At 60.2% G+C, this 10,846-nt stretch carries 9 protein-coding genes, 1 tRNA gene and 2 pseudogenes; 4 read left to right on the top strand and 8 right to left on the bottom strand.

The annotated features are described in order from the left end of the window. The first annotated feature begins 208 nt into the window (after nucleotides 1–208). Nucleotides 209–283 (top strand) — tRNA-Gly (locus tag SBA_RS02300). A gap of 488 nt (nucleotides 284–771) precedes the next feature. Here SBA_RS02300 and istB (SBA_RS02295) read toward each other — a convergent pair. Together istB (SBA_RS02295) and istA (SBA_RS02290) are read right to left on the bottom strand one after the other, a co-directional pair. Then, the gene (istB, locus tag SBA_RS02295) at nucleotides 772–1,500 is read right to left on the bottom strand and encodes an IS21-like element helper ATPase IstB (protein ID WP_261934260.1); all 729 of its coding nucleotides are present in this window, start codon (nucleotides 1,498–1,500) and stop codon (nucleotides 772–774) included. Then, the gene (gene istA, locus SBA_RS02290; protein WP_261934293.1) at nucleotides 1,487–3,001 is read right to left on the bottom strand and encodes an IS21 family transposase; all 1,515 of its coding nucleotides are present in this window, start codon (nucleotides 2,999–3,001) and stop codon (nucleotides 1,487–1,489) included. The genes istB (SBA_RS02295) and istA (SBA_RS02290) overlap by 14 nt, the downstream gene beginning before the upstream one ends. A gap of 112 nt (nucleotides 3,002–3,113) precedes the next feature. Between istA (SBA_RS02290) and SBA_RS02285 the strand changes: the two are divergent. Then, a pseudogene (locus SBA_RS02285) lies at nucleotides 3,114–4,103 on the top strand (IS21/IS408/IS1162 family transposase); the annotation flags it as partial. Beyond that, nucleotides 4,093–4,317: pseudogene (locus SBA_RS02280) on the top strand (ATP-binding protein); the annotation flags it as partial. The pseudogenes SBA_RS02285 and SBA_RS02280, both read left to right, overlap by 11 nt. Nucleotides 4,318–4,497: 180 nt before the next feature. Here the strand turns inward: SBA_RS02280 and istB (SBA_RS02275) are convergent. Then, complete coding sequence (gene istB, locus SBA_RS02275; RefSeq protein WP_261934260.1) at nucleotides 4,498–5,226, bottom strand: IS21-like element helper ATPase IstB; 729 nt, start codon at nucleotides 5,224–5,226, stop codon at nucleotides 4,498–4,500. Next, a complete protein-coding gene (gene istA / locus SBA_RS02270) occupies nucleotides 5,213–6,727 on the bottom strand; it encodes an IS21 family transposase (protein ID WP_261934293.1) in 1,515 nt (504 codons plus the stop codon). The genes istB (SBA_RS02275) and istA (SBA_RS02270) overlap by 14 nt, the downstream gene beginning before the upstream one ends. Before the next feature lie 112 nt (nucleotides 6,728–6,839). Between istA (SBA_RS02270) and SBA_RS25250 the strand changes: the two genes are divergently transcribed. After that, on the top strand, nucleotides 6,840–7,073 hold the full coding sequence (locus SBA_RS25250) for a hypothetical protein (RefSeq protein ID WP_390902365.1): 234 nt from the start codon (nucleotides 6,840–6,842) through the stop codon (nucleotides 7,071–7,073). Nucleotides 7,074–7,475: 402 nt separating this feature from the next. Here the strand turns inward: SBA_RS25250 and SBA_RS02260 are convergent, their stop codons facing one another. The 4 genes from SBA_RS02260 to SBA_RS02245 all read right to left on the bottom strand — a co-directional run bounded on the left by SBA_RS02260 (nucleotide 7,476) and on the right by SBA_RS02245 (nucleotide 10,804). Then, on the bottom strand, nucleotides 7,476–7,658 hold the full coding sequence (locus SBA_RS02260; RefSeq protein WP_261935756.1) for a hypothetical protein: 183 nt from the start codon (nucleotides 7,656–7,658) through the stop codon (nucleotides 7,476–7,478). Between the two features lie 349 nt (nucleotides 7,659–8,007). Further along, nucleotides 8,008–8,844 (bottom strand): IS5 family transposase, encoded by an 837-nt coding sequence (locus SBA_RS02255; protein ID WP_261934954.1) that lies wholly within the window; start codon nucleotides 8,842–8,844, stop codon nucleotides 8,008–8,010. Nucleotides 8,845–8,922: 78 nt separating this feature from the next. Further along, nucleotides 8,923–9,468: a DUF4062 domain-containing protein gene (locus SBA_RS02250; RefSeq protein ID WP_261935755.1), complete on the bottom strand. Its 546-nt coding sequence runs from the start codon at nucleotides 9,466–9,468 to the stop codon at nucleotides 8,923–8,925. Between the two features lie 112 nt (nucleotides 9,469–9,580). Continuing rightward, on the bottom strand, nucleotides 9,581–10,804 hold the full coding sequence (locus SBA_RS02245) for a tyrosine-type recombinase/integrase (protein WP_261935754.1): 1,224 nt from the start codon (nucleotides 10,802–10,804) through the stop codon (nucleotides 9,581–9,583). Nucleotides 10,805–10,846: the final 42 nt, after the last annotated feature.

The raw sequence follows: 10,846 nt of genomic DNA, 5'->3' as shown, positions 1-10,846 counted from the left end.
GCCACTGTCCTGGGGGTGATTCGCGCATCGAATGACGTGCCCGTCCGGCGGCGAAATAATATCCACAAAGCTAACACACTGGAAAAATTATGTTTTTTCATGTGCGAAGGAGAATTTCATTTTTGTGCAATTCTCCCCTTGCCCCTTTAGACAAGCGCTGCTAGTTCCCCGCCACCCGCCGAGAGGGACACATCCTCCGGCCGCCAGAGCGGGCGTAGCTCAGGGGTAGAGCACAACCTTGCCAAGGTTGGGGTCGAGGGTTCGAATCCCTTCGCCCGCTCCAGAAATCATCGATAAATCAATGGTTTCTGGGGCAACTGGGAAGCGATTTCCGGATATACGGTCGCTGCAAAAGCACATTGTCTCCACAAAATTTGTAGGAATGGCGCGCGACAGCCTTTGTGAGCGCAGGCCGAGCTTTGCGATTTGGCGACACCGGCTCTTCCGCCCGTTTGTTGGCGCGTGGAGCAATGGGGCCGCGTAAGCTTCCAATATTCCCGCTACCGAGGTGACTGTCCACATCCTGGCGAGGGACATCTGGCTGGCGAGGAACATCTGGCAGACTGCCTACAGCGTGCGAGAGATCGAGACGGGTGTCAATCGGCGTGCAAACGGGACCCCCTATCGGCGCGCAAAAGGGACCCCATTTCAAGATGGCGCAAGGTTGATCTGACGCGCTCTCCTGCGCTGCGCGCGGCGTAGGGAGGGCGTAGCCCGACCGAAGGCGCGCGCAGCGCAAAGCATCTTTTAATTGAGGGCCGATGGGGAGGATCAGCTCCGGTTTTTGAAGCGCCAGCTGTCATTGCCGGTCTCGACTATGTCGCAATGATGGGTGACGCGATCCAGGAGCGCGGTGGTCATCTTGGGATCACCGAACACGGTGGGCCACTCCCCGAAGGCGAGGTTGGTGGTGATGATGACACTGGTTTGCTCGTAGAGCTTGCTGATCAGATGGAACAGCAACTGGCCGCCCGATCGGGCGAACGGCAGATACCCCAGTTCATCGAGCACGATGAGATCGAGGCGGGATAGCTGGGCGGCGAGTGTGCCGCTTTTGCCGATCCTGGCCTCCTCTTCGAGACGGGTCACAAGATCAACGGTGTTGAAGTAGCGGCCCCGCGCACCCGAGCGCACGACATTAGCGGTGATGGCGATGGCCAGATGGGTCTTTCCGGTGCCTGTACCGCCGACCAGGACGATATTGCGCCGCGCGGGCAGGAACGCGCCGCTGTGCAATGAACGCACCAGTCCTTCGTTGATCGGGGTGCCCTCGAACCGGAAGGCGTCGATGTCCTTCACGATCGGCAGCCTCGCGGCCGCCATCCGGTATCGGATCGACGCGGCGTGGCGATGCGTCGCTTCCGCCCTCAGAAGATCGGTCAATATCTCCATCGTGGTGCGCTGGCGCTGAAGGCCGGTGGTGACCGCATCGTCGAACGCGCCTGCCATGCCTTTGAGCCCGAGCCCGCGCATGGCCTCGATCATGTCATGCCGCTGCATCGAAGGTCCTCAGCTGGTCGTAACGGGCACAGTCGGCGATCGGAGGATGGCGCAGCGCGCTGTCCTCGGAGGTGATGATCGTGAGTGGACGCGGCGGTTCCCGGCGTCGCGCCAGGATGTTCAGGATCAGGTCGTCGCTTGCCGTGCCCGTCGCCAGTGCCTCGCGCACCGCCGCTTCGACAGGCTCCAGGCCATCGGTCAACACAGCCGACAGCACACGGACGAACCGGCGATCAGCATCGTCGCCATTACCCAGCTTGCGGCGCAGGCGGGCAAGCGCCGGTGGCAGATCCCAGCCCTGGAAGGGGGCGCCGTTCCGCAGCGCGCCGGGCTTGCGGGCCAGCACCGGCAGATAATGCCAGGGATCATAGATCGTGCGGTTGCGCCCGAAGTAGCGAGGATGTTCGGCGACAACCTCCTCGCCGCAGCGAACGACGATACGATCGGCATAGGCGCGGACCTGCACAGTGCGCCGTGCCACCGTCGAGAGCACCGAGTAACGGTTGCGGTCGAAGCTGATCAGGCAGGTGCCCGTCACGGCATGCTCGCTCTCATTGAAGCCGTCGAACGGCCCCAGCATCGGCTGCAGCGCGGATCGTTCGATCTCCAGCACCTGCGCCACGGTCAGCTCTCCCTGTTCGGGATGGGCCTGCCGTTCCGCCCAGCGCCGACACTCGGCCTCCAGCCAGCCATTAAGCTCTTCGAGGCTGGCGAACCGCAGCCGGGGCTGGAAGAAGCGGCCACGGATCGTCTGCACCTGGTTCTCGACCTGGCCCTTCTCCCATCCCGCCGCAGGCGAGCAGGCCGTGGGCTCGACCATATAATGGTCGGTCATGATCAGGAACCGCCGGTTGAAGACTCGTTCCTTGCCGGTGAACACGCTCGTCACCGCCGTCTTCATATTATCGTAGATGCCGCGCTCCGGCACGCCGCCAAAGAAGGCAAAGCCGCGCGCATGCGCGTCGAACAGCATCTCCTGGCTCTCGCGAGGATAGGCTCGGACATAGACCCCGCGTGACGCGCACAGTCGCATATGCGCGACCTTCACCCGCATCGGCTTGCCGGCGATCTCGACATCCTCATGGCTCCAGTCGAACTGGTAGGCCTCGCCTGGCCTGAACATCAACGGGATAAAGGCGGTGACGCCATCGCCGGCATCCTTGCGCCGTTCGATCTTCCATCGCGCCGCGTAGCGCCGCACGGCATCGTAGGAACCCTCAAAGCCTTCGCGCACCAGCAGGTCATGGATCCGCGTCATCCGCAGCCGTTCACGCCTGCCGCGCACCTCGTTCTCTTCCAGCAGCGTGTTCAGACGATCCTGAAACGGACCGATCCTGGGCAGTGGCTGAATCTTGCGCTGATAGTCGAATGCGCCCTCCGGCGCTCGGATCGCCTTACGGATGACCTTCCGCGACACATGCAGATCCCGCGCGATCGCCTTGATCGCCTTGCCCCCGGCATACTCGCGCCGGATCCGAACAACTGTCTCCAAAACCAACATCCCGATCTCGCCGCCTGAAAATCCAGGCAGCTGTTTAAACCATCGAAATGAGGGGTCCCTTTTAGACGCCGATCACCCCGCTAACGGGGTCCTTTTTGCACGCCGATCCACAGCCCATAATCATGCGTTCCGCGTGCTGGGCGGGGTGCCGCGGCGCGGCATCTACGACAACATGCGCACCGCGGTCGACAAGGTCGGACGCGGCAAGGAACGGACCGTCAATGCCCGCTTCCTGACGATGGTCAGCCATTATCTGTTCGAGGCCGAGTTCTGTAATCCGGCAGCGGGCTGGGAGAAGGGCCAGGTCGAGAAGAACGTGCAGGATGCGCGCCATCGGCTCTGGCAGCCTGTTCCCCAGACCGAGACGCTCGACGCGTTGAACATCTGGCTTGAAGCGCGCTGCAAGGCGCTGTGGCAGGATATCCCACATGGTGTTGAGCTTGGTTCGGTCGCCGATGCCTGGGCCGATGAGGTGGCGAGCCTGATGCCGATGGGACGGCCGTTCGACGGCTTCGTCGAGTATGGCAAGCGGGTCTCACCGACCTGCCTCGTCCATCTGGAGCGTAATCGCTACAGCGTTCCGGCGTCCTTCGCCAACCGTCCTGTCAGCGTGCGGCTCTACCCGGACCGCTTCCTCGTCGTCGCAGAGGGGCAGCTGCTATGTGAACATCAGCGGATCATCGATCGATCCCATGATGGGCCGGGACGCACTGTTTATGACTGGCGCCATTATCTGGCGGTCGTCCAGCGCAAGCCTGGCGCCCTGCGCAACGGCGCGCCGTTCCTCGAGATGCCTGAGGCCTTCCAGCGGTTACAGCGCCATCTGCTGCGATCCCCCGGCGGCGACAGGGAGATGGTCGAGATTCTTGCGCTGGTGCTGCATCATGATGAGCAGGTCGTGCTGATGGCGGTCACCATGGCGCTGGAGGCCGGTGTTCCGACCAAGACTCATATCCTCAACCTTTTGCACCGGCTGATCGACGGTAAGCCGCTGACAACACCGCCGATCACGGCGCCACAGGCGCTAAGACTGGTCAGCGAGCCGATGGCCAATGTGGAACGCTATGACGCCCTGCGTCGGGAGAACCGCCATGCGTCATGATCCCGCCAGCGGCGCCATCATCGTCATGCTGCGCAGCCTCAAGATGCATGGCATGGCTCAGGCCGTCACCGATCTCATGGAGCAGGGCGCGCCAGCGTTCGATGCGGCGGTTCCGATCCTGTCACAACTGCTCAAGGCGGAGACCGCCGAACGGGAGGTGCGATCGGTATCCTATCAGCTCAAGGCCGCACGGTTCCCAGCCTATCGCGACCTAGCGTGTCAATCGGCGTGCAAACGGGACCCCCTATCGGCGCGCAAAAGGGACCCCATTTCAAGATGGCGCAAGGTTGATCTGACGCGCTCTCCTGCGCTGCGCGCGGCGTAGGGAGGGCGTAGCCCGACCGAAGGCGCGCGCAGCGCAAAGCATCTTTTAATTGAGGGCCGATGGGGAGGATCAGCTCCGGTTTTTGAAGCGCCAGCTGTCATTGCCGGTCTCGACTATGTCGCAATGATGGGTGACGCGATCCAGGAGCGCGGTGGTCATCTTGGGATCACCGAACACGGTGGGCCACTCCCCGAAGGCGAGGTTGGTGGTGATGATGACACTGGTTTGCTCGTAGAGCTTGCTGATCAGATGGAACAGCAACTGGCCGCCCGATCGGGCGAACGGCAGATACCCCAGTTCATCGAGCACGATGAGATCGAGGCGGGATAGCTGGGCGGCGAGTGTGCCGCTTTTGCCGATCCTGGCCTCCTCTTCGAGACGGGTCACAAGATCAACGGTGTTGAAGTAGCGGCCCCGCGCACCCGAGCGCACGACATTAGCGGTGATGGCGATGGCCAGATGGGTCTTTCCGGTGCCTGTACCGCCGACCAGGACGATATTGCGCCGCGCGGGCAGGAACGCGCCGCTGTGCAATGAACGCACCAGTCCTTCGTTGATCGGGGTGCCCTCGAACCGGAAGGCGTCGATGTCCTTCACGATCGGCAGCCTCGCGGCCGCCATCCGGTATCGGATCGACGCGGCGTGGCGATGCGTCGCTTCCGCCCTCAGAAGATCGGTCAATATCTCCATCGTGGTGCGCTGGCGCTGAAGGCCGGTGGTGACCGCATCGTCGAACGCGCCTGCCATGCCTTTGAGCCCGAGCCCGCGCATGGCCTCGATCATGTCATGCCGCTGCATCGAAGGTCCTCAGCTGGTCGTAACGGGCACAGTCGGCGATCGGAGGATGGCGCAGCGCGCTGTCCTCGGAGGTGATGATCGTGAGTGGACGCGGCGGTTCCCGGCGTCGCGCCAGGATGTTCAGGATCAGGTCGTCGCTTGCCGTGCCCGTCGCCAGTGCCTCGCGCACCGCCGCTTCGACAGGCTCCAGGCCATCGGTCAACACAGCCGACAGCACACGGACGAACCGGCGATCAGCATCGTCGCCATTACCCAGCTTGCGGCGCAGGCGGGCAAGCGCCGGTGGCAGATCCCAGCCCTGGAAGGGGGCGCCGTTCCGCAGCGCGCCGGGCTTGCGGGCCAGCACCGGCAGATAATGCCAGGGATCATAGATCGTGCGGTTGCGCCCGAAGTAGCGAGGATGTTCGGCGACAACCTCCTCGCCGCAGCGAACGACGATACGATCGGCATAGGCGCGGACCTGCACAGTGCGCCGTGCCACCGTCGAGAGCACCGAGTAACGGTTGCGGTCGAAGCTGATCAGGCAGGTGCCCGTCACGGCATGCTCGCTCTCATTGAAGCCGTCGAACGGCCCCAGCATCGGCTGCAGCGCGGATCGTTCGATCTCCAGCACCTGCGCCACGGTCAGCTCTCCCTGTTCGGGATGGGCCTGCCGTTCCGCCCAGCGCCGACACTCGGCCTCCAGCCAGCCATTAAGCTCTTCGAGGCTGGCGAACCGCAGCCGGGGCTGGAAGAAGCGGCCACGGATCGTCTGCACCTGGTTCTCGACCTGGCCCTTCTCCCATCCCGCCGCAGGCGAGCAGGCCGTGGGCTCGACCATATAATGGTCGGTCATGATCAGGAACCGCCGGTTGAAGACTCGTTCCTTGCCGGTGAACACGCTCGTCACCGCCGTCTTCATATTATCGTAGATGCCGCGCTCCGGCACGCCGCCAAAGAAGGCAAAGCCGCGCGCATGCGCGTCGAACAGCATCTCCTGGCTCTCGCGAGGATAGGCTCGGACATAGACCCCGCGTGACGCGCACAGTCGCATATGCGCGACCTTCACCCGCATCGGCTTGCCGGCGATCTCGACATCCTCATGGCTCCAGTCGAACTGGTAGGCCTCGCCTGGCCTGAACATCAACGGGATAAAGGCGGTGACGCCATCGCCGGCATCCTTGCGCCGTTCGATCTTCCATCGCGCCGCGTAGCGCCGCACGGCATCGTAGGAACCCTCAAAGCCTTCGCGCACCAGCAGGTCATGGATCCGCGTCATCCGCAGCCGTTCACGCCTGCCGCGCACCTCGTTCTCTTCCAGCAGCGTGTTCAGACGATCCTGAAACGGACCGATCCTGGGCAGTGGCTGAATCTTGCGCTGATAGTCGAATGCGCCCTCCGGCGCTCGGATCGCCTTACGGATGACCTTCCGCGACACATGCAGATCCCGCGCGATCGCCTTGATCGCCTTGCCCCCGGCATACTCGCGCCGGATCCGAACAACTGTCTCCAAAACCAACATCCCGATCTCGCCGCCTGAAAATCCAGGCAGCTGTTTAAACCATCGAAATGAGGGGTCCCTTTTAGACGCCGATCACCCCGCTAACGGGGTCCTTTTTGCACGCCGATCCACATTGGGGGTCTTCGCCGAGTTCGAGCGGGCCATGATCTCCGAAAGGGTCAAAGCAGGCATCGCACGCAGCGGGAAGAAGGGCGGTCGTCCTCCCGTCGATCCCACCAAGGTCGACAAGATCAAGCGCGCCCTGACGAAGGGAGCCAGCATCAACGAGACGGCCCGGAAGCATCGAGTCGGCGTCGCGACGGTCCATCGTATCAAGGTCTCGATGGCCGAATCGATCGCCGCCTGACCATCGTGGCCTGCGATCGGCGCTGATGCTGCCGGTCCACCCTCACTTCACCATCAGCCCGAATATGTCGGTGGTTCGGTGCCGTCCCCGGTCTTCATACCGCCGACAGGAGCAGCCTCATGACAAACAACGATGATCCCGAAAACCACGGCGAAAGCGAAGCGCAGTATCCGTCCCCGGGCACCATTTGTTCTCATCATATTGAAAACATTAGAAAATCGTCTCAAAGACGGTCTTCTAACCCTCACTCCCCCACATTGCTGCTACACAATCGAGCAGTCAAAACCGTTGAAAACCCTCGGAAATCAGCGGATTCGGGCTCCACCGGCAACGCTCCGTGCGCAGGCCGTGCGTCAAAACTTGCAACAAGAAATCAACTGTCAGAAACCGCTAACTCAGCAACTATGCTTCGGGCACCGCAACCGGCTTACGCCTTGCCAGAAGGCTGACTAAGTGGCGATCGCCAAGTGGTGTAATGCGCCAATAACTTGACCTGTCATTTACACCACGCTTTTTAATTCCTTGGTCAATTAAGCCAAGCGCACGTAGTTGGATAAGTATTTCATTGAAGCTTTCAAGCGCCAACGACACATTTCCTCTATGAGAAAAATTTGGAGGAAGTTCATCAAGAGCATGGAAACGCAAAAGAATATTTTTTCAGGTCAGATTCGGTGGTCTCATTAATCAGTGCAGGTCCTATATCGCGGAAAATTTCATCCCATGTAGTGAGGGCATGCCATTCCCCTGTTCCATACCCTCCGCCCGGACGGGAGTCATATATGCTTCTCGTGCCATATATCTCGACCTCATCTGCCCCGCTTTCGAGCGTGGGGTCAGACTCGTCGTCAACGTGGCTGGCCAAGTTCTCCCGCAGAGTGCGATTCTCTTCGGTCAGCGAGTTGATGCGTTCCAAAAGTGAGTGTCTGATTCATAATTATCCGGCGTGATTTGATGCCCTTGCGATGCGGCGGGTGAAGAGTTGAATGGATGCAATGAAGAGCCACGCGGTTGCCGATGCGATGGTTTGCTCGAAGTCCCTGGCGAGGCGTCGGTTCCGGTTGAGCCATGCCAGCGTGCGTTCGACAACCCATCGGCGGGGCAGCACCTCAAAGCCTTTGGCCGTGTCTGATCGCTTGATGATTTCGACGGTCCATTTCCCCATTTGCCGCAGAGCCCCCCTGAGTTTGTCGCCAGCATAGCCGCCATCGGCGAAGACGTGCCGCAGCCACGGAAAGCGCCCGATGATTTCGCGCAGCACCATCGGCGCACCATCGCGGTCCTGAATGTCAGCGGTGTGGATCACGGCATGCACCAGGTTTCCCTCGGTGTCGGTCAGGATATGGCGCTTGCGGCCTTTCACCTTCTTGCCAGCGTCATAGCCACAAGGACCACCACTTTGCGTGGTTTTGATGCTCTGGCTGTCGATCACACCCGCCGACGGAGAGGCCTCGCGGCCTGTCATCTCGCGCGAAGCCATGAGCAGCACATGGTTCATCGTCAGCCACAGGCCGTTGTCGCGCCAGAGGTAAAACCAGCGTCGCACCGTCGAGACCGGCGGAAAGCATGGGGGCAGCATCCGCCATGGCAAGCCACCACGCAGCAGGTAAAGCATCGCTTCGACAATCCGGCGCATCGGCCATTTGCGGGGCCGCCCCACATGCGAGGCTGATGGCAGCAGCGGTTCCAGCACCAACCACTCGGCATTCGTCAAATCACTTGGCAAAATCAGCCCGCGTCGCGCATGAAGCGCGCGAGTGGTATCGGTCCACATCGTTGATCCTCGGTAGTTTTTCGCAAAACCCATGAATCAATGACAGGTCACGCCGTCAAGCTAACCTGCTGATACCACTCACCTTAATTTCGGATCAGACACTGATATAGGTGACGAACCATCATTTCTGATCCATCCCGGCCGGGGGTTAACCTTGATCTCACGAACTAACGAACGCGACACCAAGCCACCGAGCTCAGAAGCTGATGACCAACTACGGATCGGATGCTCCGCCATAACCGCGGTTCTAAATGCCTCAAGCTTCAGCCTATTCGCTTCCACTTTCTCAGTTTTGCCAGCCGGTATCGTTTCAGGATTTCCGTGAACGAAGGCGAGCACGGGTAGGCCAATCTTCTTGGCGTAGCGGTATTCTTTCTCAGTGTAACTGACGCCATCGTCCGTGACGGAGCCATACCTACCACCGATTATCAGCACATAATAATCGCACTCGTCTATGACTTTCCGAATGACCTCCCATTGACTCTCATTGGAAGCGACAAATGCTTCCATACCTGTAGGGATGCAATCTAGCTCCCAGAGAGCTTGGATCACTTCGGTTCTTTCTTCGATAAGGTCAGTAAAGGTGGAACTGACGAATACTTGATGCCTGACGCTGTAAGACATTTCGGTCCTTGATAAATCGCCTCTGCCTACCTCCTTACCGCGCAAACGCGTATTTTCAATGGCTCGAGGTTCGCATCCAGTCGCGTGATAAAACCTTTGCAAGTAAGACAGATCAGCGTCTTAAATGGCTGAGATCAACGTTCTCGAAGCGTAGCCGCAGCATCGCCTCATCCAGCACATTTATTCCATGACCTCTTCCATAATTTTCTGAAGCATTGCTCTTCGTCGAGGCACCGTTCGTCCACCCACCAATTGCTAGAGCGACATCGTGGTCGATCCGCGCCGCTCTCAATTCATCACGGAAATTATGCCGGAAGCTATGGAAACAGGTTCGGTCCTGCGCCGCTCCCGCCTTTCGCGTGAAGAGGGTGAACCACTTGGAGAATGCCACGGCTCGGACACCCCTCGGTCCCGGAGCGATCTCTCCAAATAACTTCGTCTCACCGGCCCTGCGTCGCTTATCGACAAATTGGAACAGCCCGAAATCACAAAGGTTCGGATGGATTGGAATCACCCTTTCGCTGGTTCTTGTCTTCAACTGCTTATCGGTGCTGCCCACCAATGACTCGTCGCTCACCACAAAGCACTGGACGCCTTCTATGGCCCGCAAATCCGTCACATCGAGTTGACAGATTTCATTGAGCCGCATCCCTGTGTGGAGCGCGATCAGCGGAATCCAGAACCGGGCGTTCTGGGGGCGCTCGGTGCCCGGCAGAAAATAGGAGCGCTCACCATCCACGCACCCGCGATAGAGCGGCGCGTTGAATATTTTCTTCAATTGCACCGAAGAGAAGGGGAAGCGCTTGTTGCGCTTGGCTACCTCATCCGGGAGCCGCAGCCCTCGGGCAGGATTCCGCTCCAAATATTCCTCTCGAACCGCCCAGTTCAGGAAGCTCGATAGATCGGTGAGATAGGCGTTAACATTGGCAGAGCTAATGAGATTGTCCAATTTCCCTTCCCGCGCCTTCTCCGCCGCCTGTCGAGGCGAGAGGCGCGGGAAACGCTTGCTCGCGTTTTTCGGCAAAAATCTCAGCGTCTCGATGAAATCCCGACAATGCGTCCGGGTGAAATCGGCAATGGGTAAATCAGCCCCAATAATGTCGGTGGCGAGCTTCCGGCATGTCTCATAAGAGTCGCGGGTTCGAACAGACCAGCCCCGTGTCGGATCGTTGATATAACGGTCATAGACGTTGCCGAAGGTCAGGCACGACTTTTGGGGCGGGACAACAGGCGGGGATGGAAAATAGACCGTCGACGCCGCCGCAGGCACTGGTTGGCGAGGTCCGACTTGGGCAGAAGAGCCGACGCCTTCGAGCAAGACTGGATCGATGGTCATCCCTGCCCTCAGCCTTACCCCTTCGATTTCAGATTCGACTTG

The sequence above is a fragment of the Sphingomonas bisphenolicum genome (genome assembly GCF_024349785.1).
GTDB classification, from domain to species: Bacteria; Pseudomonadota; Alphaproteobacteria; order Sphingomonadales; family Sphingomonadaceae; genus Sphingobium; species Sphingobium bisphenolicum.
This window is presented reverse-complemented; position numbering and strand designations above follow the sequence as displayed.

Excerpts from the sequence above, each read along its gene's own strand:
- SBA_RS02255 (WP_261934954.1), bottom strand. The coding sequence starts at position 8,844 with ATGTGGACCGATACCACTCGCGCGCTTCATGCGCGACGCGGGCTGATT.
- SBA_RS02250 (WP_261935755.1), bottom strand. The coding sequence starts at position 9,468 with ATGTCTTACAGCGTCAGGCATCAAGTATTCGTCAGTTCCACCTTTACT.
- istA (WP_261934293.1), bottom strand. The coding sequence starts at position 3,001 with ATGTTGGTTTTGGAGACAGTTGTTCGGATCCGGCGCGAGTATGCCGGG.
- istB (WP_261934260.1), bottom strand. The coding sequence starts at position 1,500 with ATGCAGCGGCATGACATGATCGAGGCCATGCGCGGGCTCGGGCTCAAA.
- istA (WP_261934293.1), bottom strand. The coding sequence starts at position 6,727 with ATGTTGGTTTTGGAGACAGTTGTTCGGATCCGGCGCGAGTATGCCGGG.
- istB (WP_261934260.1), bottom strand. The coding sequence starts at position 5,226 with ATGCAGCGGCATGACATGATCGAGGCCATGCGCGGGCTCGGGCTCAAA.
- SBA_RS02245 (WP_261935754.1), bottom strand. The coding sequence starts at position 10,804 with ATGACCATCGATCCAGTCTTGCTCGAAGGCGTCGGCTCTTCTGCCCAA.